Here is a 23,374-nt window from a genome sequence, read left to right on the forward strand (position 1 = left end):
ATTAGTCCTCCGTTTTCGTTTCAGCCGGCTTGTTCTCAGCGGTCGTTGCCGCTTGATCACTGGCCGCCGCTAATTTAAGCTGGTCAGAAACCGCGTTGAACGCCATCAAAATGGCCGCATCTTCTTTACTCATGTTGGGTGCCAGTTGCTTGAGCTGCGTCAATTGTTCATTTAAGACGTCGGTTACCGCCCGCATGTGCTCATCCGTTGCCTGACCCACAATTGTATAGGATTTGCCCGCAATCATGGCCTTGAAGCGGTGTGTATCTTCAGTCATTTTAGATTCCTCCTGTTTAGCATAACGTCTTATTTTACCATTAATCTGGTCGCTAAGACACGTTTTGCGTCCCATCCCACAGACAATTGATCATAACAAAAAAGACCCGAGACGTCCGTCCCAGGCCCTTTGCGCAATGACTAGCCTTGCTTACCGGCATTAGGGTCAATCGTACCGTCTGCCAAGAAGGTGTTCAGTACAGATTCAACCATATCCCATTCTTCGTCGGACTCGATCAATTGCAAGTCGCCGCCAGAAGGATTTGCTGGATCATCGTCAGCTGGTAAAGCGTACGCTTGGATGTCAACTTCTTCGTCGTCGCTCTTACCTGAAGGGTAAATCAAAATGTAAGACTTACCAAAGTCGTCAGATTCAAAAGTAAACAGGACATCGTATAACTCTTCGTTACCATTTTCATCAACTAATGTGATTTGTTCTTGGTCTTCGTTCATGGGAAACCTCACTTTTCTCGGGTTAATTTTCCGTGCCGATCTAAATAGTTCTGCAGGATTAACCCGGCTGCTAATTTATCAATCACTTTTTTTCGCTTACGGCGTGACGTATCAGCTTGTTCCACTAACATACGCTCCGCTTCAACGGTTGTCAACCGCTCGTCTTCAAAGTCGACGGGCAGGCCAAATTGGTCGGTCAACATCTCACCATAATGCTGGGATGCTGCCGCCCGGGGCCCCAACGAATTGTTCATGTTCTTCGGTAGGCCCACGACAAACCCTTGCACGTCATGTGATTCGACGAGCTCGGCCACGCGGTCCAACCCAAAGACCTTTTCCTCTTCGTTGATGGGAATAATCTCAATCCCCTGAGCCGTCCAGCCCAGAGCATCACTAATCGCGATCCCTACGGTACGAGATCCTACATCTAAACCCATTAATTTCATGACGGTTTCACCGGTCCATTCTGGTTCAAGTAAACGCGAACTAGTTCCTCGATGATCTCGTCACGCTCATGCTTGCGAATTAAGTTCCGCGCATCATTGATACGTGGAATATACGCAGGATCGCCCGATAGTAGGTACCCGACAATCTGATTAATTGGGTTATAACCCTTTTCCTCTAGTGCTTGATAAACCGTTACCAGTGTATCGTGAACATCCTTTGGTTGGTTAGCCCCAAAGTCAAAATACATCGTTTTGTCTAATGAACTCACTATAAAACACCCCCGCACTTCCTCACTTAGCCTTAATTTTACTCGATTGACGGATAAACTACAACGCACGACCCCCAATGTAATCTATTCGTAATACTGCGACCCCTGTGCCAGGTAGCCACCGGTTGAAAATGGGCTAGTGATTTCTCAATTTCAGTTTAAGCCCTAAGCACCATCCGCGGCAACTAAATAGGCGCTGCACGGTCCTGATCAACTTACATCAGTCCAGTCGCAACGCCTATCTTCATTCTATTTTTAAGATTTGCTAATCTTGGACGCACTGCGGCTGCCAGGAATTCCGTCTGCTGTGGGGACGCTTCAGACTGGAAGAGCGCCAGTCTTCTCGCTCGATTTGAAGCCGCGAAACTCCCGCGTCTACAAATCGCCCATTGTGTAGGCTAGCAAGGAACGCCAGCCAACACAATTACCACGGCTGGCTCCATCCCTGGCCTCCTCCGGCTCAGACTGGCCACCTCAATAATACTAATCAGCAATCAACAGACACCAACGATAAATAAACAAGGATTAGGCCCATGTTGCCATCGGACTGCCATTTAAGCCGAGAGGCCGCCAGATATGGGCTCAGGCGCGTCGTTCTGCTTAGTTGGCGTTCTTTGCCAGCTTAGCAGAAAACCAAGCTTGAAGACTCGGAATTTTCGAGGCTTCAAGTTGCGTTCGCACCGTTCCAGTCCATATCTGGTGGCCGGTAAGGCGACTGGCAGCCGCAGTGCGGCCAGCTCAGACAAACAGCTTAGTCTTGTTCCTTCAACCAGTCGACTGCGGCAGCCATGGCGTCTGGTAAGCCCGCTGGGTTCTTCCCACCGGCTTGGGCCAGGTTGGGCCGCCCACCGCCACCACCGTTGATCTTTGGTGAGATGGCTTTGATCAGGTCGCCGGCTTTGACTTGCTTTTGCTTGTCAGCGCTAACGGCAACAATCAGGTTGGCCTTGCCATTGACTTCGGCACCTAAGACCAGCACATCGGATAAGGCTTGTTCCCGCCAAGTATCGGCTAAGGCTCGCAGTTGGTCCATCTTGGAGACTTGAACGGTCCCGTTGATCAGCTTGTAGTTACCAGCTTCAGTGACGTTGTCAAAGACAGCGCTGGCTTCTTGACTAGCCAATTTGCCTTCTAAGGCTGCTTGCTTTTGTTCTAAGCTCTTTACCTGTGCTTGTAAGGCAGATACCTTTGATGCCACTTCACTCACCTGAGTGACCTTTAAATCGGTCGCTACGGCGTGCAGAATATCATCGTGGTCGTGCAGGTAGCGATAAGCGGCACCTGAGGTCACGGCTTCGATCCGCCGAACACCGGCACCCACACCGGATTCAGAGGTAATCTTGAAGAGACCAATTTCATTGGTGTTCTTCACGTGGTTCCCCCCACAGAATTCAGTGACAAAGTCGCCAGCACTAACAACCCGAACCAGCTTGCCGTACTTTTCGCTGAATAAGGCAATCGCGCCCATCTTCTTAGCGGATTCGATATCCGTTTCAACCGTCGTGACGGGAAGTTCTGCGAAGATCTTCTCGTTAACAATGGCTTCGGCCTTGGCTAAATCAGCGGGATCGACCTGACCAAAGTGGGTAAAGTCAAAGCGCAGGTAGTCGCCCTCGACCAGCGAGCCAGCTTGTTGGGTATGTTCGCCAAAGACTTCACGTAAAGCCTTGTCCAACAAGTGGGTCGCGGTATGGTTCTTTTCAACCTTGCTGTGGAAGACCGTGTCAACCTTCAACTGGTAGGTAGCACCCTTCTTCAGCGGTGCAACGACCGTTAAGGTGTGTAAGTTCTGACCGTTAGGCGCGTGTTGAACGTCGGCAACGTGGGCAACCACGTGACCGTCTTCGTCCAAGATGTCCCCTTTGTCAGCGACTTGACCACCCATTTCAGCGTAGAACGGCGTGGTATCGAACATCGCTTCAACGGTGCCAGTCGTGGCTTCATCGGCCAACTGGTCGTCGACAACGAGTTCCGTCAGCTTGCTGGTCGTGGCCAACTGCGTGTAGCCCACGTATTTACTTGGCGTCTTGACGTTGATCAAGAGGTCATGTTGCAGGCCCATCGCCGTTTGCTTCCCACGGGCGTTACGGGCACGATCCTTTTGCTTCTGCATTTCGGCCTTGAAGCCGTCAACATCGACCGTGATGCCCTCGTCATCCGCATATTCTTCGGTGAGTTCAACTGGGAACCCGTACGTATCGTAAAGTTTGAAGGCGTCGGCCCCATCAATTTGGGTACCACCCTGCTTCTTCAAGTCGGCAATCAAGCTGTTCAGCAGCGTTAGTCCTCCGTCCAGCGTTTCGCCAAAGCGGTCTTCTTCGGAACGGACGACCTTAGCGATGTAGTCTGCTTGCTTTAAAACGTCTGGGTAGTAAGATTGCATGATTTGACCAACAACCGGTACCAATTGGTCCAAGAAGGCCCCCTTGATGCCCAGCTTTTGACCATTGACGATGGCCCGGCGAATCAGCCGGCGGATAACGTATCCACGACCTTCGTTGCTAGGCAAAGCGCTGTCACCGATAGCAAAGGTAATTGCCCGTGCATGGTCGGCAATCACCTTAAAGGACACATCGTCTTCCTTGTTGGCACCGTAAGTCTTGCCGTCGCTCAATTCAGCGGTCTTTTCGATGATTGGCATGAACAGGTCGGTTTCAAAGTTCGTCCGGGCGTTTTGGAAAATCGAAACGACCCGTTCAAGACCCATCCCCGTATCAATGTTCTTCCGTGGGAGTGGCTTGTAGCTGCCATCTGGCTCATGGTTGAATTGAGAGAACACGATGTTCCAGACTTCAAGGTAACGTTCGTTTTCGCCACCAGGGTAGTTTTCAGGATCGTCGTCGGCTAAGTTGTTAAAGGCTTCGCCACGGTCGTAGAAAATTTCGGAGTCAGGACCAGAAGGACCCTCACCAATATCCCAGAAATTATCTTCAACCGGAATGATGTGGTCTGGCGCAACGCCAGCAGCTTCCCAGTCGGCCTTGGCATCGGTATCCTTAGGGTAAACCGTCATGTACAGCTTCTCTGGATCCCAGCCGAACCAATCTGGCGATGTGAGCAGTTCCCACGCCCAGGTGATGGCTTCCTTCTTGAAGTAATCCCCAACGGAGAAGTTCCCCAGCATTTCAAATAACGTGTGGTGCCGAGCAGTCTTCCCAACGTTTTCAATATCGTTGGTCCGAATACTCTTCTGTGAGCTGGTCAGCCGTGGGTTCTCAGGCACAACTTGTCCAGAGAAGTACTTCTTCATCGTGGCAACCCCAGAGTTGATCCACAGTAAAGATGGGTCGTCCTTAGGGACAAGTGACGCACTTGGTTCGATGGTGTGGCCCTTCGACTTAAAAAAGTCGAGGTACATTTGACGAATTTGACTACTTGTTAGCTCTTTCATCTCTCAATAACCTCCAAAAAAATGTCAAAAACACCGTTGCCTGCAGAGACGCCGAAGCGCGGTACCACTCTACTTGCAACGATGTTTTAATCGTTAACCTCTTAAACTCATAACGCTGAGTCGCGATGAAACTGAGGGAGCACCACTTGAATCCTGACTCGTTTTTCACAGCGACCAAAACGTTTCTGAAAATCACGACTCAAGGGTATGTCCTCGAAGTTATATTTAATTGTCCACTTGAAATTATAGGTGGCGGGTGCCGGCTTGTCAATCAGGCTGGCGCCCTTTTCATAAGTTCGGCCGTTTATTGGTAACGGTCTGACTCACGCTTCCGCCGCTTCCGCTCGTTACGGGCATCTTGACGTTGGGCAATCCGCCGTTCTTGGTCTTTCTTCCGGTGAATTTCTTGCTTGATTTGGTGCTTGTAACCAGGTTTGATTTTCCGCTTCTTCTTCATGACGAAACCAATCAGCGTTGGATCAAGCTTTTCAGTACTCTTCCGCCGTTGTGTCCGTCGGTTCCGGTCATAGGAGTCAACGATTTCATTGTTGCTGATCCGCTTAGGCTGGAATTTGATGCCCATCGCTTCGATCTCAGCAACCTTGGCTTCTTCACCTGGTGAGTACAGGGTGATGGCCGTCCCAGGCATCCCTTGACGACCCGTCCGCCCAACACGGTGGACGAAGAAGTCGAGATCTTCTGGAATGTCATCGTTAATGACGTGAGAGACCCCTTCGATATCGATTCCCCGGGCCGCCAAATCGGTCGCCACGACAAATTGGTACTGTAGGTTCTTCACTTCACGCATGACCCGCTTCCGTTCACGCGGCTTGATGCCCCCATGAATCATAGCGACCTTCATACCTTGTGCCTGCAGGAAGTCGTGGATCTGTTCGACCCGTGTCTTGGTGTTGGCAAAGATCAGGACCAGGTATGGTTCGCCCATCGTGATCAATTGGTAGATCAACTGGTTCTTATTTTGGCCCTTGGTTGAAATCAACCAGTTATCAATGGTGTCCGAAATGATCGTTGCGGACGGGATTTCTTCGATAACGGGATGGTTCATGTACTTTTTCAAGAATGGATCGAGCCGTTGTGGAATCGTTGCGGAGAAGACCATCATTTGGAGGTCCTTAGGCATCCGCCCAGCAATCTTATCGACCTGATCTAAGAACCCTAAGTCCAAGGTCATATCGGCTTCATCGACCACGAACTGCCGGGTGGTGTGCACGTCCAGCGCTTGTGATTGGATCAAGTCCAAGACCCGACCTGGTGTCCCAATGATCAATTGTGGTTGGAAATGGTGCAGCTTGTTAATTTGGCGCTGCTTGTCGGTTCCCCCAACATAGTTTCCAATCCGGATCTCAAATGGAGATTCCGCGGCCAACTGTTCAGCGGCAGCGTGAATCTGGTAAGCCAGTTCCCGGCTCGGCGTGGTGATAACGGCCTGGACCTGGTTTTCTGACGTTAACTGGTTAAAGATGGGTAGCAAGAACGTATGCGTCTTCCCACTCCCAGTTTGGGATTGGCCGACAACATTCTTCCCCGCAGCAATCACGGGAATCAATTTTTCCTGAACCTTGGTGGGTGTTGTGAACCCAATCTTGTGCAGAGCCGTCATTAAGTACGGTTGCAACTTAAACTCTTTAAAATCTGCGGTCATTCATTTTCTCCTTTATCGTTAGCCACGAGTTCATCGAGTTCGTGGATAACCTGGTCAATTTCAGCCTGATCGTGGGCAGTGGCACCACTGGCGAGCGCGTGACCGCCCCCACCATGGTTCTTGGCTAGTTCGTTGATGGAAGGCCCTTTGGACCGCAAGCGAATGCGGAACGTCTTGTCCTTAGCTTCAACGAAGATGGCCCAAGCAACGACCGACGTGATCTTACCGGGTAATGGCACCACGGCAGAGGTCGAATCACTGGCGGCGAGGCCGAATGATTCAACGATTTCGTCGGTCAGCTTCAAGTAAGCCGCCCCACTAGGTGAAATTTCTAAGTTCTGGTAAACGTAAGCGGACAGCCGCGCCATGGCTGGTGAAATCTCATCTTCGGCTTGATTAACAGCCGTCATTGAGAAGTCATAACCGAGCAACTTACTGGCAACGGCAAAGGTGTTCGCAGAGGTGGCCGGGTACATAAAACGCCCGGTATCCCCGATAATGCCCGCGTAAAGTAACCGCGCGGCATCGTCAGGCATCTTCAATTCCGATTCATTCTTAGCGAACCAATCGTAAATGATCTCAGAGGTGCTGGATGCTTGATCCAAGACCCACTGCAGGTCACCAAAGGCATCGTCATTGGGATGGTGGTCGATTTTGATGACGGCAGCCCCCGTGGACCACCGTTCATCGTCTACCCGTGGTTGGTTAGCCGTGTCCACAACGATCACTAACGCCCCGTGATAAACTTCATCCGCCACGTCTTGGTCGGCTTGACCCATCCAGTCAAAGCCCGGGTAATGTTTCCCGACGGCTAGGACCTTCTTGTCCGGAAAACTTGCTTGTAAAATGTCCCGTAAGGCTAGCTGAGCCCCGATACAGTCGGGGTCAGGCCGTTGGTGACGGTGAATAATAATTGTTTGATACTTTTTAATTTCTTCTAAAATGGCAGCTTCAATGGCCATATAGTTCACCCGTTTTCTATCCGATTTGTCGACCAAGACGCGTCGATACCGCGTTTCAGTATACAAGTTTTGGCGGGTAATTTCAAAGAAAGTCTGCGCTTATATGAAAAAGAGTGTAACTAAGGGCGGTTAGCTGGCGAGCATTAAGGCTGATAAACCAATAATCCCGGGCTTGGATTGTTGGTTTATCAGGTTTAAGTGGAACCGGCTGCCCTTGGTTACACGTTTCGGCCATGTCGTTGAAAAAATTAGTAAGTTTGCTGGCCCCGATTGCACTCTACACTCTACTATGATGAAACCAACTAAATTAAAAGCCACACGCTCTTTCCATCTTAGAAGGTAGCGTATGACTCTGACAGTCCATTTCAATTTTATTCTCGACGCCGATGTCTTCTACGGTCACGGTGACGTTCGGCTTGTAGCGCCGCATTGGCACGCATTTCCGTTGGGTACTTCCGACTAGCTAGCCACCAAACACAGCCTCGTTGGACCAGCAAGGTAATCCCTAAATAAAGCAATAACGTGACCGAGCTCCCGGTCCATAACCGATCAACCCCCAAGTGACCGGCAATACCGACGACCCACCAGACCAGCGTTAACCAATTTCCTTGGCGCATCACCAGCCCATTATTGTCGACCCAGAAACGATAGGACCAAGCCCGTAACAGTGCGAAAATAACCGCACTAGCCAAGCTTAAGCCGCCAAAGATAATGGCCTGTGAAATACTGATTTGTAGATGTTGTTTGTTGAAGGCATCCCCAATCGAAGCGACTCCCAACAACGCCACCAGCACGAAAAATTCCAGTTTAAACCGGACTACTTTGGGAGCCAACTGCCGTTTAATCACAACAAACAGTAGCCAAGCACCCAACACCAAATTGGTTAAATCTAGATTTTGCATAACCGAACTCCTTTAAACCGTTTAAAAAGTTTATTTGAGATGTCCTATCATACACCTTTCAACCAACTTTGGGCTATTCGAAATCTAAAAAATTCGTTAATCATTAAATTGATTTACTTAATCTGCTAAATAGGCTATTTCGAAAAAGGAACGGTACCAGCTGCCACCGTTCCCCCTTAATCATATTTAACTCTAGTTCTGGCCGAACAACGGCAGTCGAACATTTTCAAACGTCTGCGCAGCCAAGCCAGTAATCGTGATGCCCAACAAGCGAACCTGCTCATCGTCGGCCGCCACGCTGTGGTAGAGCTCCAAGGCCAAATCGTAATAGACTTGCGGGTCATTTGTCAGGAAGTCCGCCTGGGTCACGCGCTTGGTAATCGTATTGAACTCGCTATCCCGTAGCTTTAAAACCAGTGTCTTGCCGTGCCGTTGCTTCTGTTTGACCGTCACGGCCACCATTTCTGCCAGCTTCTGCAATTGGTTTTCAACCTCGCCGACCGTCTGTAGTGGCGGGCCATACGTGCGTTCCTTCCCGATCGACTTGCGTTCGCGTTGATACTCGACGGGCCGGTCGTCGATGCCGCGTACTCGCTGATAGAGGATATAGCCGAACTTGCCGAAGTCGTGAATCAACTCCAACTGCGACCGTTGATAAAGGTCGGCGCCGTTATGAATTCCCAAGTCATGCATTTTGGGCACGGTCTTTTTTCCCACACCACGAAAACGTTCAATCGGCAAACGCATCAAGAAGTCATGCGCATCTTCCGGCAAAATCACGCAGACCCCCACTGGCTTGCGAAAATCGGAGGCCTCCTTGGCTAAAAATTTGCTATAAGAGATTCCCGTCGAACACGTGAGGTGCGTCTTGTCATAAATTTCAGCTTGGATGGCGTGGGCTACTTGCACCGCCGAATGAATGTGGTGCTTGTTCTCCGTGACGTCTAAGTAGGCTTCATCAAACGCCACTGGCTCGATCTTATCCGTGTATTCATGAAAAATAGCATGAATCTGATCAGAGATCTGTCGGTATAAGGGAAAATTAGGTTCCTGGAAAATGGCGTTGGGGCTTAACTTCAACGCTTCATTGGCGTTCATCGCCGAGTGCACCCCAGCCTGCCGAGCCACATAGTTCGCCGTGGTCACGACGCCCCGGCCCCCAGTCTTCCGGGGGTCACGGGCAATGATCAGCGGATGGCGTTTAAACGCCGGATGGTCCCGCTCCTCAATGGATGCATAAAAGGCATCCATGTCCACGTGAATAATTTTTCGCTGCGTAAATTGTTCTGGAACCATCCGGCTCACCTCCTTATTGGTTAATTATATGGCTTGTTCCATTGGCAACTGTAGTGGTTCTTGCGCCTTACCGGCCGGCAAATATGGGCTGGAGCGGTGCCGCAAATCATTCAGATGCGTACGCCTCAAAATTTATTGTGACAACCACAATCTAAACTGGAGGCAGCCAGCTCACACCAATTCTCATTACTATTTAAATTATAATCGAACACGCGTTTGTTCTCAATCAAAAGGTCACCCAAATTTTGGCCGAAAAAAAAGCGGTCGCCCGTAATGGGAACCACTCTCTCATAAGCTTATTTAGTTGCTTCGGAATCGTCTGCGTCATCGGCAGCAGCTTCACTAGCTGGTTCTGCGGCAGCGCTGTCAGCACTGGCGTCGTCAGCTGGTTCTTCCTTAGTAGCGGCTTCGCTAGCAGCAACCGGTGCGGTAACAGCGGCTGGGGCTTGTGAGGTCACATTAGAAATGGCACGCAGGTCAAAGACCAAGTAGATGCCATCGCAATCCAACGTTACCGTCTTGTCGGCTTGGTTGATTTCGTCGATCACACCGTGTAAGCGACCGATAGTAACCACGTGGTCACCCTTCTTCAAATCGCTCATCATGTCCCGGTGCTTCTTTTGTTGCTTTTGTTGTGGCCGTAACATTAAGAAATACATTAAACCTAAGAAGACCACTAAAATAATTAAAGTTGAGTATTGTCCACCCATATGTCTTACACTCCTTCGTATCCTATCTATTGGACAACTTTACCAGAATCCAAGGAATCCGTCCAATTATTTCTAAAAATTCTTCAGATGTTCGGCATTATCGTCCTTTATTTTGAAAATGACGCACCCCTTACCCGCGATTATCTTCCGGCAAGGTCCGACCGAGATGCTTGTAACCAGCGGCAGTGACCACCCGGCCCCGGGCCGTCCGTTTCAAATACCCGCGTTGCAGCAGATACGGTTCGTACATGGCGGCCACGGTCTCCGTCTCCTCACCCACGTTAGCGGCAAGGGTGTTCAGGCCAACTGGTCCCCCATCATAATAGTCGATCATGGTTTCCAGCAGCTTGATGTCGGTCGAATCCAGCCCGGCCGAATCAACCCGCAACAGGGACAACGCGTGGTCGACAATTTCGACGTCGATCATCGAGTGATCCGGCGAAACTTCCGCAAAATCTCGGATTCGTTTCAACAACCGGTTCGCGATTCGCGGCGTCCCGCGAGACCGCAATGCAATCTCGTGCGCCCCCTCAGTCGCAATCGTCGTGTCAAAGATGTCCGCAGAACGGAGGACGATTTCCTGAAGGTCATTGGTTTGGTAGTATGCCATGTGTTCGACGATGCCAAACCGATCCCGCAGTGGCGATGACAGCAGACCCGCCCGCGTTGTCGCCCCAATCAGGGTGAACGGCGGTAATGGGAAATGGACGGGATGGGCAGTTGGCCCCTGCCCGACCACGATGTCGATGTAAAAGTCTTCCATCGCCGAGTACAGCATTTCCTCAACGATTTTCGGTAAGCGGTGAATTTCATCAATAAAGAGAATGTCGCCCGGTTGTAATTCGTTGAGTAACGCGACCAGGTCGCCCGGCTTTTCAATGGCCGGGCCACTGGTCGTCCGGATGTGCACACCCATTTCGTTGGCAATCACCATCGCCAGTGTCGTTTTCCCTAAGCCGGGTGGCCCGTACAACAGCACATGGTCCAAGGACTCCTCACGCTGTTTAGCCGCTTGAATGTAGACGCGCAGTTCGTGTTTGATGGGCTCTTGGCCAATGTACTGGGCCAACGTCTGCGGCCGGAGCGACTTTTCAATTGAATCTTCGTTCTCATCCTCTGGTTCGGGTGAGACGAGACGGTCATCATCGGCCATTAAAATTCCTCCCTTCGCGTTACTTGGTTAACAGTTTCAAGCCGGCGCTCAGATAATCATTCGTGGTCTGACTCGCCGTCTGCTTGAGTTGTGGCAAAATCTTTTTAACGGCGGTTTCCTTATACCCGAGCGCGTTCAAGGCCGCAATGGCGTCATCCAACTTCGGATTATCGCCGGTGCTCCCAGCCACTTCTGGGGTGAAGAGCTCATTGTTGTCGGCTGGGTCCAAATCATCTAGCTTGCCTTGCAAGTCCAAGACGATTTGTCCAGCGGTCTTCTTCCCCACGCCAGGAAATTTCGTCAAAAAGCTGACGTCATTGGTCTTAATGGCCAACATCAGCCCCTGATGGTCCGGATTGGCCAAGATTGCCAAGGCACTCTTCGGACCGATTCCGTTAACGTTGATCAATTTTAAAAAGAGTTGTTTTTCTGCGTAATCTACGAACCCGTACAGCGTCTGTGCAGAGTCACTGACCGCTTGGTAAACGTAGATGGTAATTGGGTCGTCATTGACCGCATAACGGTAGGGATTGGCCGTGTTGACCAGGTAACCCACGCCGTTCACGTCAATTACCACGTGGTCCGGGTAAACGGCCGCCACCGTCCCGTGAAGGTATTCGTACATGCCAGTTAATCTCCTTTAAGAAAACATATGTTTGCTCTTCAAATTGTACCACACTAGGCGGTCAAACTGACAGCTGAACGTTGAAAGTTCCTGTTGGTTATGGGAAACATGGTGGTTCCTTCGCCTTACCAGCCACCAGATATGGGCTGGAACGATGATTTATGGCAACAGTGAAAATAACTACAACATTCACTATCATATCTAGGCCACAACAACGTAGAGTACACAAGCCCCAAACAATTGTCGTGACAGCACACATTCAGAGCCGAAGGCGGCCAGGGATGGCGCCAGCTGTGTCGACGATGTTAGCCGAGGTTCCTTCCCGGGTTACATCGTGGGACGACCTTGGAGACACGTGACTTTTGCGTGGTTTCAAGGCGAGCTGGAAGCCCGCTTCACAGGCTGGAGGCGTTCCCCCATAGCAGGCAAAATCCCTGGCCACCGGAGTGCGGAAACAATTTACTCTCCCCAGTCATCCCCACTGTGATGTGGATCCTGAATCCGTTTGAACAATTTCTCGAGATCCTGGTCCGTCAAATGAACCAGCACGGGCCGGCCATGAGGACAGTTAAACGGATTCTCGGCCGTTGCCAGCTTCTTCAGTAAGGCCCGTGCCTGCTGGTCGTCCAAGTGATGGTTGGCCTTGATGGCGCGTTTACAGCTCATCATAATGGCCGTCTTTTCACGGAACGCCGCGACGGAAATCTTCCCGTCCTTCAGAACCCAATCAATCATTTCTTTGATCGTATCGGTCTCCTGGCCGGCCTTAAACCAGGTCGGGTGTTCGTGGACGATGAGGCTATTCGGCCCAAACGATTCCAAATGGATACCGACCGTCGCCAGCGTTTCCAAATGGTTCGTGAGTTCCAAAATGTCCGTGGTCGGGTAATCCAAGACGATGGGTACCAGTAATTTCTGCTCGTCGTCACTGACCTCGCCGATAGCCTGCCGGTAGAACTCGTAGTTAACCCGTTCCTGAGCAGCGTGTTGGTCGATCAAATACAGCCCATCATCGGCCTCGGCCAACAGATACGTCCCGTGGACCTGGCCTAGATACCGTAGTTGTGGAAACCGTTGTGCCGGGATTGGATGATTCAAAGACGCCGTAGTGACTTCCGGTACTGGTTCCTGCTTAACTGCAGAACCGCCCAAAGGCGCAGCAACTCGCTCCGTCCGGTATTTAGCATCAAACGCTTGCGCAGCCGGTTGATTGAAATCCGCGCGGTCATGAATGACGACTGGGTCGACTGGAACCTCTTCCGGCGTTTGTAGCGGTTGGGGTCCTGCAGCCACTGCCGGTTGCGGCGTGGCTGCGGCAGATTCTTCCGGCGCAGGAGCCGCCATCTGTGGCGTTGGCGCCATCGTTGCCGGTGACGGTGCTGACGTGGTCGACATGTCGTATTTGGCGGACACATCATTCAACGCCATTGTCAGTTGATCCGTGGTCGACGCTTCCCGCTTATTTTGCGGCATGTCATTAAAGACATCCGGAATCAAATTTTCCTGGGATAACCGTTTGAACACGGTCTCCTGAATCAACTTGGTCAGCTCTGGTTCCTGACTGATACGGACTTCCTGCTTCGTTGGGTGAACGTTCACGTCGACCAGCAGCGGATCCATGGTGATATCCAGAACGGCCACTGGGTAACGACCGACCATGAGTTTTGACCCATACCCCGCCACCAACGCTTTACTGAGCTGGAAATTGTGGATGTAACGCCCATTTAGCAAGAGTGAAATATACTGCCGACTGGCCCGGGTCAGTTCAGGTAAGCTGACATACCCTTTGACTTGAAAGTCCGGACTCTGGCCGTTGATGGCCACCATTTTCCGGGCATTCTGAACGCCATAAATACCGGCAATCACCTGTTGCAAATCCCCCCGGCCGGCCGTTCGCGTCAACTCGCGACCATTGTGGACCAGGGAAAAGGCAATATTGGGATAGCTCAAGGCTAGCCGGTTCACGATGTCCGTGATTCGCGCCAGCTCCGTTGCCGGTGACTTCAAATACTTCAGTCGGGCGGGCACATTACCAAAGAGATCGTTGACCGTCACGGTCGTCCCCTTGCGTGCCTCTGCCGCGGTATGTTCCTTGATGATACCACCAACGTTGTGAATCAACGTGCCCACCCCACCCGTGGACGTTGTGAGCGTGACATCAGCAACGGACGCGATACTGGGCAACGCTTCACCCCGGAACCCGAGTGACTTAATGCGAAAGAGGTCCCGGCGGTCGGTGATTTTGCTGGTGGCATGGCGCTTGAAGGCCATCTCGGTATCCTCATCGGCAATGCCATCCCCGTCATCGACCACACTAATGCGCTGCAGACCGGCCTCTTCGACCGTAATGTCGATCTGGGTGCTGTGGGCATCGACCGCATTTTCGACCAATTCCTTGACGACGGAAGCGGGTCGTTCAACCACTTCACCCGCCGCAATCTGGTCGGCTAACACCGACGCTAGTTCATGGATTTTAGCCATAACGCCCCTTCCTTTCTACACTACTTCAACAATTTTTGTTGCCATTGATAAACTTGATTCATAATGGCCATCGGCGTCATCCCCATTAGGTTGAGGTCCTTTAGCTGGGCCAAAACCTTGGCTTGGGCCGGATTCAACTCTGGCTCGTCCGTAAATAAGGACAGTTGTTGATCTGTCGCCACTGTTGGGGTTTCTGCTTCTGCCGGTTGTTCAGTTGCCGATGTTGGCTCAACTGCCGCCGATTCTGGCTTGGCGACAGTTGTGGCCGGCTCTGCGACTGGTTCAACCGCCACTTCTGGCTCCTCAACAGGAGTAGCCGCTGTGACCGCCGCCACCGCTGGTTTTTCCTTAGCTTCCTGTTCCAAGCCCCGTAAAATCACGTCGGCTCGTTGCAAGAGACTGTCGGGCATCCCAGCTAATTTAGCCACGTGAATCCCGTATGACTTGTCGGCGGGACCCGGTTGCATTTGGTGTAAGAAGACCAGGTCACCGTCACGTTCAACCGCGCCAACGTGGACGTTGCGGAGTTGCTTCAGGGAAGTCTCCAGCGCCGTCAATTCGTGATAATGCGTGGAAAACAGTGTCTTCGCGTGCACGCGATTGTGAACGTATTCGATGATGGCTTGAGCCAGCGCCATCCCATCGTAAGTCGCAGTTCCCCGGCCGATTTCATCAAATAAAATCAGACTGTTGGCCGTGGCTTGACTCAGGGCGTGGTTGGCTTCTTGCATTTCGACCATGAAGGTACTCTGACCGGAAATTAAGTCATCCGCCGCACCGATTCGCGTGAAGATCTGGTCGAAAATCGGCATTTCCGCGGTCTCAGCCGGTACGAAACACCCCATCTGGGCCATGATGACCGTCAGTGCGAGTTGCCGCATGTAGGTACTCTTCCCGGACATGTTGGGCCCGGTGATCAGTAGAATATTGGTCTGGTCATCCATTGTGACGTCGTTCGGCACGTAGGATTGGCGACCTAAGACCTTTTCAACGACCGGATGCCGGCCCTGTTTGATCTTTAATTGGTGGCCCTTGACCAGAGTAGGCTTGACGAAATGGTAGTCTTCACTAACCACGGCAAAGCTCTGCAACACGTCAAGACTGGCAATCGTTGCCGCCAACTTCTGGAGGCGGGTGATGGCCTTTTTGACCTGTTCACGTAGGTCGACAAACAGCTGATACTCCAGGGCAACCGATTTTTCTTCGGCCTCCAAGATCAACTGTTCCTTTTCCTTCAATTCCGGCGTTGAGAAACGTTCGGCGTTAGCCAGCGTCTGCTTCCGCTCGTACCGGTCAGCCGGTAATTTGTCGAGATTGACCTTCGTCACCTCGATGTAGTAGCCAAAGACGTGGTTGTAGCCAATTTTCAAGTTATTAATGCCGGTGACTTCACGTTCGTGGGCTTCCATTTCCGCCAGCCAGGTCTTCCCGTTGCGCATGGCATCACGGTACTCGTCCAGTTGGGCGTTAAAGCCATCCCGAATGACACCACCATCCGCAACGGACAGCGGTGGTTCGGGAACGATGGCCTCACGAATCGCATCGGCCACGTCACTCACGGGATCGAGGTTGTTGAGCATACTATCAAAGACCGCATCCCCCAGCTCCTCAATCGTGTGCTGAATCTGGGGCACCTGTTCCAGCGACGTTTGCAGTTGAATCAGGTCTCGCCCATTGACGCTCCCAAATGCCACCCGGCCGGCGAGTCGTTCCAGGTCATAGACCTTGACGAGCTCGGCCTGTAAGCTGTTGCGTTCAAAGTAGTGGTCGAGTAAGGTCCCAACCTTGGCTTGGCGGTCTTCGATCTGTTGGCGATTGATCAGCGGCCGGTCAAGCCATTGCTTAAGCAGCCGTCCCCCCATCGCCGTTTTCGTTTCATCCAATAGCCACAATAGGGTTCCGGACTTTTTCTTGGTGCGCAGGTTCTGCGTGATTTCCAAGTTGGTCTGTGATGAATGGTCCATCTTCAAGAACGCCGTGGGCTGGTAGGCCACTGCCCGCTGTAAATGCGCCAGACTACGTTTCTGTGTCACCGTCACGTAGGTCACCAGCAACCCCACGACCTGTTTCAACGTAGCCGTGGTCAAGTCTTGCTCCACGTAACTTAATTCCGAACTGGTCTGAACCTCCAGTTGCTTAGAGATCATGACGCTCAGTTGTTTCATCGTCGTCTGCAAGTCTTCGGCAACGGTATCATCGATAACGACTTCTTTGGTCTGGAGGCTCATGAGCTCATTGAGGACGGCTTCGCGACCATTAATTTCAGCGGCTTTGAGTTCCCCGGTCGACAGGTCGGTGTACGCAAACCCATATTGGTCGGGCGCCACCATCGTCAACGCGGTCAAATAGTTGTTGCGTTTGGCCCCCGCAGCGCCGGTATCGGTCTGGGTTCCGGGGGTGACCAGTTGAATGACCTCGCGCTTGACCATCCCTTTGGCCAGCTTAGGGTCTTCCATCTGCTCACAAATAGCGACCTTGTAGCCTTGGTCGACCAAAATATCAATGTAACTTTGTACAGCCTTGTGGGGCACCCCACACATTGGGATGGGATTTTTCGCGCTGTGACTCCGCGTCGTCAACGTTAATTCCAGGAGTTGGGACCCCTTGACGGCGTCTTCATTAAACATTTCATAGAAATCGCCGAGACGGTAGAATAAAAAGGCATCGGGGTACTGGTCCTTAATCTTTTGGTACTGCACCATCATGGGCGTTGTGTTCGTTTTCGTCATGAAAAATGGTTCATCCTTCCGTTAGAGCTTAGCTTTGATACGGGTGTTGTGGGCTGATCAAGATTGGCTTGATGCTCGTCGCGTGCCCCGTCTTATCGTTGAGATCAATGACGGCTCCGGATAACAGTCCGGGACCGACTTCCTGGACCGTGTAGCGGGTCGGCCGTTGGTTTTCAAACCGTTCGATGACACTATCTGACTTCATTCCCAAGACACTGTCGGCGGGACCGGTCATTCCGGCTTCGGTCATAAAGGCCGTACCCCCCTGTAAAACTTGGGCATCACTGGTCTGCACGTGGGTGTGGGTGCCGACGACCGCGGAGAGTTGGCCATCGTAACGCATGGCAAAGGCCCGCTTTTCACTGGTCGTCTCGGCGTGGAAGTCGACGAAGACAAAGTCCGTGTCTAGTTCGGGCAGTAAGGTCTTCATCTTCGCAAAGGGATCGTCCATGGGATTCATGAAGACTCGACCTTGCATGTTGACGACGGCCAAGGTCTGTTGGTTCACTTTTACTTTCGTCCAGCCCTGTCCGGGGGTGTCCCCAGGAAAGTTAGCGGGTCGCACGAGGCGGTTGGCACCACCGATGAAATCATAGAGTTCGGCGTTATCCCACGTATGGTTTCCCATCGTGACAACGTCCGCGCCGTCCTTTAGGATCTGCTTGTAAATGCTCTGGCTGATTCCACGACCAACGGGGGTTGAATTCTCCCCGTTAACGATGGTCACTTGGGGCTTGAGGTCCCGCTTTAACTGTGGCAAGTACTCATGAATCATAGCGACACCAATATTTCCAACAACGTCACCAACAAACAAAATTCGCATCTTCGTTCCCCTATCTAGACCCCACCGGGCCCATCTGGTCTTTAACCAGGTCTATGTGCACTATTTATAATTTTAACTGAAGATTAAAAGCGCCTAAATACCAACAATACTTAGTATACAAACTAGACAACCTAGTGCTCATTTCGCCTTACCGGCCGGCAGATATGGGCTGGAACGGTGCGAACACAACTTGAAGCCTCGAAAAACATGAGTCTCCAAGTTTTGTTTTCTGCTAAGCCAGCTAAGAACGCTGACTAAGCAGAACGACGCGCCTGAGCCCATATCTGCCGACCTCTCGGCTAACGCTTAGAGAATGACCATTTAAATCGTTATCCATCAGGTCAAAAAGCTCACAGTACATGGTGCCTTAATCGTAACAATCAGAAACGGAACGCCACTAATTGTCTTGATTGACAGACTAGTCCTCTACTAAATACTAAAATGCCGCGTTATAGGCCATCATTCAATCCTCAGTTTTTACATAAGCTGGGTTACATCGTGGTTTACCCACAATCTACCAAGCGGCAATAACCTATATTTTACCATGAATTCTTAGCTTTCGGCTCATGAGGTGTTCAATCGCCGCAAAACGCCAAAATCAGTTGGATTGACGTAAAAAAGCTAGGACCAAAATTGGCCTAGCTTCTCTGACTTATTTCGCATATTCAACTGACCGGACTTCCCGGATAACGGAAACTTTGACGTGGCCTGGGTAATCCAGGTCCTCTTCAATTTGTTTCTTAATGTCTCGTGCCAAGACAACGGCATCCGTATCGGAAATCTTCTCGGGCCGCACAATGACTCTCACTTCACGTCCAGCTTGGATGGCAAAACTATGGTCAACGCCATCAAAGGCATTGGCAATCGTCTCTAGCTTGTCCAAACGATGGATGTAACTTTCGAGAGAATCGGAACGTGCGCCTGGTCGGGTGGCTGAAATCATATCAGCGGTGCCAACCAGTTCCGCAATAACGGATTGCGGTGCCGTTTGATCTGCCTGAGCAGCGATGGCATTTACCACAACAGAACTTTCCCGGTATTTCTTTGCCAGTTCAGTTCCAGTCGTAATGTAAGAATTGTCATCTTCATGCTCTGCAGCGCGGCCAATATCATGTAATAATCCTGCACGTTTTGCTAACGTAACATCCTCACCTAGTTCAGCTGCTAAGACCCCAGTGATCTTGGCAACCTCAATTGAATGGGCCAACGCGTTTTGCCCGTGGGAAATTCGGAAATTCAAACGACCAACGAGCTTAACCAATTCGGGATGCATGGAATGAATCCCGAGATCAAAGGTTGCTTGCTCGCCAAGCTCCCGGACGTGTTCGTCCAGTTCTTTTTTGGCCTTTGCTACCATTTCCTCAATCCGTGCCGGATGAATCCGGCCGTCTTGAATCAACTTCTCCAAGGCAATTTTGGCAACTTCACGCCGTAACGGGTCGAAGCCACTCAAAACGACGGCTTCAGGCGTATCATCGATGATCAGGTCAATCCCGGTCAACGTCTCCAACGTCCGAATATTCCGCCCTTCACGACCAATAATTCGGCCTTTCATGTCGTCGTTAGGCAACGTCACAACGGAAATCGTTGTTTCAGTCACCATATCGGCAGCACTTCTTTGAATAGCAGACACAATCAAGTCCTTGGCATTTGCCTGGGCCGTCTTGCGTGCCGTCTCTTCGCTTTCCTTAATCATTTTGGCACGTTCACCCGCCAGAGCTTTCTTAGCCTCTGAAATGATCAGGTCACGCGCATCTTCCTGGGATAAGGCAGCGACTTCTTCGACCGCTGCCTGGCGTTTTTCAATCAGTGAGTCTGCTTGCTGTTGCTTCTTAGCTAAATTCTGTTCTTCACCGCTAAGCTTTTTATCGCGTCGGTTCAACGAATTTTCCCGTTTTTCCAGAGAGTTGTCTTTCCGGTCTAACGTTTCTTCCCGTTGAATCAAGCGGTCTTCTTGCTTCTGAACTTCGGCACGACGTTCTTTCAGCTCTTGTTCGACCTCTGCACGATATTTGTGGCTGTCCTCTTTGGCTTCAAGTAAAGCCTCTTTGGTAGCAGTCTCAGCTTGCTTTTTGGCTTCCGTCAAGACACCTTCAGCAGTGTACTTGGCAGCATCTAGCTTGCGTTCATGGACAGATTTACGAAAATAATACCCGCCCACAACACCAACAACGATAGCGATGATTGCGAGGATTATAATTGGAACACTCATGATTCCACCTCCGCATCATCAAAAATGACTAATTTAAAATCAGACTTTTTTTAGATGGTGATTATGATAACTGACACAAGTTCAATTTTAATGGTTGCCATGAACGCTGTCAACTAAACTCACTGGAATCTGGACCGGTTGTCACGAAAACATTTACGGAGACTAAAAAAACGCTGTGGTTCCCCGACTCTCGGTCGAAAGAAGAAACAACGTTTTACAGGAACAACTTATTTATTTTCTGGTTTAGTCGGCGTATCTGGGGTCAGATTCATCTGAGTGGCCGTGTCTTTTGGCTTCGCCTTAGACTTGGTATCCTTCTCAGTCGTCTTATCCTTACCCTTAGCGTCATCCTTAGCCTTCTTAGGGGCGTCGTCTTCATCGGCAACCCCGTAAGCGGCCCGGACCCGTTGGTTCACTTCAGCCATCATATCAGCATGGTCAGCCAAGTATTGCTTGGCGTTCTCACGACCTTGACCGATTCGGTCTTCGCCATAAGAGTACCATGATCCACTCTTATCAACGATGTCCTTTTCAACGGCCATGTCGATCAGTTCACCGGTTTGAGAAATCCCGTGACCATACATGATGTCGACTTCGGCACGCTTAAATGGCGGCGCAACCTTGTTCTTAACGACCTTGATTCGTGTCCGGTTCCCAATCACGTTGGTGCCGTCCTTGATCTGTTCTGCACGCCGAACTTCAAGGCGAACCGTGGCGTAGAACTTCAAGGCCCGACCACCAGGCGTGGTTTCAGGATTACCAAACATAACCCCAACCTTTTCACGAATTTGGTTAATGAACAAGGCAATCGTCTTGGTCTTGTTGATCGTCCCGGAAAGTTTCCGTAAGGCTTGGGACATCATCCGGGCTTGGAGACCCACATGAGCATCACCCATTTCACCTTCGATTTCGGCACGTGGAACCAAAGCGGCAACGGAGTCAACGACCACGATGTCAACGGCACCACTGGAAATCAAGGCATCAGCAATTTGCAGCCCTTGTTCACCGGTATCCGGTTGCGAGAGGAGCAAATCATCAATGTTAACCCCTAAGGCCGTCGCGTAAGCTGGGTCCAAGGCGTTTTCAGCATCGATGTAGGCCGCAGTCCCGCCACGCTTTTGCACTTCGGCAACGGCGTGTAAGGCTACGGTCGTCTTCCCTGAAGATTCTGGACCGTAGATTTCTACGATTCGTCCTCGGGGATAACCGCCGACTCCTAACGCTACGTCAAGAGCTAACGAGCCAGATGGTACGACGCTTACTTGCATTTTGGTATTGTCGCCCATCCGCATGATGGACCCCTTACCAAAGTCTTTTTCAATTTTCTTCAGCGCTTTATCTAACGCCGCTTGTCGTTCGTCAGCCATCCAAATCCTCCTTTGAAACATCAATATTCAAGTAACACTATACCGGCTTATGTTCGAAAATGCAAGCAAAAGAAGAACAAAAGTTCCCCTTTATTTTTCATCCCGCAAAATCCGGCGAATCCAGTCTAATCCGGTCATGACCGTTCTTTCGCGAATCTTAGCCCGAGTGCCGGACAACCGAATTAACTGAGCCTGCGGGGCTTGTCCCCGTTGGGCTAAGCCGACCCACACAGTTCCCGCGGGTTGGCCTTCCAACGCATCCGGACCAGCAACCCCGGTAAAACTCAATCCAAAGTCGGTGCCCAATTTCTGGCGGGAACGTTCCGCCATTTCTTTGGCCGTGGCTTCACTCACGACCCCTTGTTCGTCGATCGTTTTTTCAGGAACACCTAACAACGCATGCTTTGCTTCATTGGCGTACGTCACAAATCCGCCGGGGAAGATAGCTGAGACCCCCGGAACGTCACCTAACGTACTCTGGAATTCGCCGGCCGTTAAACTTTCGGCCGCCGTAATGGTCAGGTGGCGGGCAATCAGTTCTTTAACGACCACCTGGGCTAACGTGTTGTCGTCGCCATAACCGTAGAGGTAGTCACCCACTCGGTCCTTAATCGTTGCAATCATGTCGGCCAACAAGCGTTCTCCAGCCGCCTCATCTTCAGCACTGGCCGTTAACCGCAGTGTGACCTCGGTTTCCTTAGCGTACGGGGCAATCGTCGGGTTCGTCTGGTTGGCAATCAAGTCCCCCAGTTCCGTCACTAGCTGTGATTCGCCAATACCAAAGAATCTTAGTACCCGTGATACCAAATACTCTTGGCGTTGATAAGCCTGCTTCAGGCGGGGCAATGCCTCTTTTAGAAACATCGGTTCCAATTCGCTTGGCGGTCCGGGCAACAGCATCATATCTGCCCCATTAGGAGACTGATAGAAGGCACCTACGGCCATCCCCGTCGTATTCTTGAGGGATTGGCTACCGGCTGGATAAAGTGCCTGTAAACGATTATTAGGCGTCAATTTCCGACCGGTCACGGCAAAGTGATGTTGGATCTTTGCCATGGCGACCTCGTCCTCAACCAGCTTGACCCCGAGCAACTGGGCAACGGTCTGTTTAGTCAGGTCATCTTTGGTCGGCCCTAAGCCACCACTGATGATAACCAAATCACTTCGCGACCGCGCTTGTTCCAACACCGCCGTTAACCGATCAGCATTGTCGCCCACTAGCGAATGATAATAAACTTCAATCCCCGCCTCGGCCAGTTCGCGCGCAATAAACGCTGAGTTGGTATCCACGACTTGTCCCAATAAAATTTCCGTTCCAACGGCAATAATCTCCGCTTGCATTGGTGACCCCTCCTACGGTTACATAGTTATCTCCGTAAAAAATCTACGAATATTTTTTATTCAGCAAAACTTTTTGAAATTAATTTGATTGATCCGCACTCCGGCTGCCAGAAATTCCGCCTGCTGTGGGGACGCTTCAGACCGGAAGAGCACCGGTCTTCTCGCTCGATTTGAAGCCGCGAAAATTCCGCGTCTACAAATCGCCCATTGTGTAGGCTAGCAAGGGACGCCAGCCAACACAATTACCACGGCTGGCTCCATTTCTGGCCTCCTCC

18 protein-coding genes are annotated in these 23,374 nt (G+C 51.1%); all 18 read right to left on the reverse strand.

Annotated elements, in window-relative coordinates; translation table 11 throughout:
* Position 1: 1 nt before the first annotated feature.
* Complete coding sequence (locus JUF10_RS08375; RefSeq protein WP_203641745.1) at positions 2–277, reverse strand: cell division protein ZapA; 276 nt, start codon at positions 275–277, stop codon at positions 2–4.
* A gap of 140 nt (positions 278–417) precedes the next feature.
* Positions 418–729, reverse strand: a complete 312-nt coding sequence (locus JUF10_RS08380; RefSeq protein ID WP_048732080.1) for a DUF1292 domain-containing protein — start codon at positions 727–729, stop codon at positions 418–420.
* An 8-nt stretch (positions 730–737) separates the two neighbouring features.
* Positions 738–1,175 carry a Holliday junction resolvase RuvX gene (ruvX, locus tag JUF10_RS08385; protein ID WP_203641746.1) on the reverse strand — a complete coding sequence of 146 codons (438 nt, stop codon included), beginning with the start codon at positions 1,173–1,175 and terminating at the stop codon, positions 738–740.
* On the reverse strand, positions 1,172–1,444 hold the full coding sequence (locus tag JUF10_RS08390; protein WP_020088343.1) for an IreB family regulatory phosphoprotein: 273 nt from the start codon (positions 1,442–1,444) through the stop codon (positions 1,172–1,174). Before JUF10_RS08390 ends, ruvX begins: the two co-directional genes overlap by 4 nt.
* A gap of 751 nt (positions 1,445–2,195) precedes the next feature.
* Positions 2,196–4,835 carry an alanine--tRNA ligase gene (alaS, locus tag JUF10_RS08395; RefSeq protein ID WP_203641747.1) on the reverse strand — a complete coding sequence of 880 codons (2,640 nt, stop codon included), beginning with the start codon at positions 4,833–4,835 and terminating at the stop codon, positions 2,196–2,198.
* A gap of 304 nt (positions 4,836–5,139) precedes the next feature.
* Complete coding sequence (locus tag JUF10_RS08400) at positions 5,140–6,498, reverse strand: DEAD/DEAH box helicase (protein WP_203641748.1); 1,359 nt, start codon at positions 6,496–6,498, stop codon at positions 5,140–5,142.
* Positions 6,495–7,460 (reverse strand): DHH family phosphoesterase, encoded by a 966-nt coding sequence (locus JUF10_RS08405; RefSeq protein WP_203641749.1) that lies wholly within the window; start codon positions 7,458–7,460, stop codon positions 6,495–6,497. The genes JUF10_RS08400 and JUF10_RS08405 overlap by 4 nt, the downstream gene beginning before the upstream one ends.
* Positions 7,461–7,831: 371 nt before the next feature.
* A complete protein-coding gene (locus JUF10_RS08410; protein ID WP_203641750.1) occupies positions 7,832–8,362 on the reverse strand; it encodes a hypothetical protein in 531 nt (176 codons plus the stop codon).
* A 192-nt stretch (positions 8,363–8,554) separates the two neighbouring features.
* Positions 8,555–9,658 carry a DNA polymerase IV gene (gene dinB, locus JUF10_RS08415; protein WP_203641751.1) on the reverse strand — a complete coding sequence of 368 codons (1,104 nt, stop codon included), beginning with the start codon at positions 9,656–9,658 and terminating at the stop codon, positions 8,555–8,557.
* 296 nt (positions 9,659–9,954) lie between these two features.
* A complete protein-coding gene (gene yajC, locus JUF10_RS08420; protein ID WP_203641752.1) occupies positions 9,955–10,368 on the reverse strand; it encodes a preprotein translocase subunit YajC in 414 nt (137 codons plus the stop codon).
* Positions 10,369–10,498: 130 nt separating this feature from the next.
* Entirely contained in the window at positions 10,499–11,521 is a 1,023-nt protein-coding gene (gene ruvB / locus JUF10_RS08425) for a Holliday junction branch migration DNA helicase RuvB (protein ID WP_048732094.1), read from the reverse strand.
* 19 nt (positions 11,522–11,540) lie between these two features.
* Positions 11,541–12,146 (reverse strand): Holliday junction branch migration protein RuvA, encoded by a 606-nt coding sequence (gene ruvA, locus JUF10_RS08430; protein WP_203641753.1) that lies wholly within the window; start codon positions 12,144–12,146, stop codon positions 11,541–11,543.
* 459 nt (positions 12,147–12,605) lie between these two features.
* Positions 12,606–14,627 (reverse strand): DNA mismatch repair endonuclease MutL, encoded by a 2,022-nt coding sequence (mutL, locus tag JUF10_RS08435; protein WP_203641754.1) that lies wholly within the window; start codon positions 14,625–14,627, stop codon positions 12,606–12,608.
* Between the two features lie 20 nt (positions 14,628–14,647).
* Positions 14,648–17,356: a DNA mismatch repair protein MutS gene (gene mutS / locus JUF10_RS08440; protein WP_203641755.1), complete on the reverse strand. Its 2,709-nt coding sequence runs from the start codon at positions 17,354–17,356 to the stop codon at positions 14,648–14,650.
* 28 nt (positions 17,357–17,384) lie between these two features.
* Positions 17,385–18,179, reverse strand: a complete 795-nt coding sequence (locus JUF10_RS08445) for a TIGR00282 family metallophosphoesterase (protein ID WP_203641756.1) — start codon at positions 18,177–18,179, stop codon at positions 17,385–17,387.
* A gap of 652 nt (positions 18,180–18,831) precedes the next feature.
* On the reverse strand, positions 18,832–20,391 hold the full coding sequence (gene rny, locus JUF10_RS08450; RefSeq protein ID WP_048732102.1) for a ribonuclease Y: 1,560 nt from the start codon (positions 20,389–20,391) through the stop codon (positions 18,832–18,834).
* A gap of 227 nt (positions 20,392–20,618) precedes the next feature.
* Complete coding sequence (recA, locus tag JUF10_RS08455) at positions 20,619–21,758, reverse strand: recombinase RecA (RefSeq protein ID WP_203641757.1); 1,140 nt, start codon at positions 21,756–21,758, stop codon at positions 20,619–20,621.
* Between the two features lie 90 nt (positions 21,759–21,848).
* Positions 21,849–23,099 carry a competence/damage-inducible protein A gene (locus tag JUF10_RS08460; protein WP_203641758.1) on the reverse strand — a complete coding sequence of 417 codons (1,251 nt, stop codon included), beginning with the start codon at positions 23,097–23,099 and terminating at the stop codon, positions 21,849–21,851.
* Between the last annotated feature and the right edge of the window lie 275 nt (positions 23,100–23,374).

This window comes from Levilactobacillus andaensis (genome assembly GCF_016861695.1).
In the GTDB taxonomy this organism is placed as follows: Bacteria; Bacillota; Bacilli; order Lactobacillales; family Lactobacillaceae; genus Levilactobacillus; species Levilactobacillus andaensis.

Bases quoted from the DNA above. Each gene is read 5' to 3' on its own strand.
- JUF10_RS08380 (WP_048732080.1), bottom strand. From the start codon at position 729: ATGAACGAAGACCAAGAACAAATCACATTAGTTGATGAAAATGGTAAC.
- mutL (WP_203641754.1), bottom strand. From the start codon at position 14,627: ATGGCTAAAATCCATGAACTAGCGTCGGTGTTAGCCGACCAGATTGCG.
- dinB (WP_203641751.1), bottom strand. From the start codon at position 9,658: ATGGTTCCAGAACAATTTACGCAGCGAAAAATTATTCACGTGGACATG.
- ruvB (WP_048732094.1), bottom strand. From the start codon at position 11,521: ATGGCCGATGATGACCGTCTCGTCTCACCCGAACCAGAGGATGAGAAC.
- recA (WP_203641757.1), bottom strand. From the start codon at position 21,758: ATGGCTGACGAACGACAAGCGGCGTTAGATAAAGCGCTGAAGAAAATT.
- ruvA (WP_203641753.1), bottom strand. From the start codon at position 12,146: ATGTACGAATACCTTCACGGGACGGTGGCGGCCGTTTACCCGGACCAC.
- rny (WP_048732102.1), bottom strand. From the start codon at position 20,391: ATGAGTGTTCCAATTATAATCCTCGCAATCATCGCTATCGTTGTTGGT.
- JUF10_RS08400 (WP_203641748.1), bottom strand. From the start codon at position 6,498: ATGACCGCAGATTTTAAAGAGTTTAAGTTGCAACCGTACTTAATGACG.
- JUF10_RS08460 (WP_203641758.1), bottom strand. From the start codon at position 23,099: ATGCAAGCGGAGATTATTGCCGTTGGAACGGAAATTTTATTGGGACAA.
- alaS (WP_203641747.1), bottom strand. From the start codon at position 4,835: ATGAAAGAGCTAACAAGTAGTCAAATTCGTCAAATGTACCTCGACTTT.
- JUF10_RS08375 (WP_203641745.1), bottom strand. From the start codon at position 277: ATGACTGAAGATACACACCGCTTCAAGGCCATGATTGCGGGCAAATCC.
- JUF10_RS08445 (WP_203641756.1), bottom strand. From the start codon at position 18,179: ATGCGAATTTTGTTTGTTGGTGACGTTGTTGGAAATATTGGTGTCGCT.
- JUF10_RS08405 (WP_203641749.1), bottom strand. From the start codon at position 7,460: ATGGCCATTGAAGCTGCCATTTTAGAAGAAATTAAAAAGTATCAAACA.
- JUF10_RS08410 (WP_203641750.1), bottom strand. From the start codon at position 8,362: ATGCAAAATCTAGATTTAACCAATTTGGTGTTGGGTGCTTGGCTACTG.
- ruvX (WP_203641746.1), bottom strand. From the start codon at position 1,175: ATGAAATTAATGGGTTTAGATGTAGGATCTCGTACCGTAGGGATCGCG.
- yajC (WP_203641752.1), bottom strand. From the start codon at position 10,368: ATGGGTGGACAATACTCAACTTTAATTATTTTAGTGGTCTTCTTAGGT.
- mutS (WP_203641755.1), bottom strand. From the start codon at position 17,356: ATGACGAAAACGAACACAACGCCCATGATGGTGCAGTACCAAAAGATT.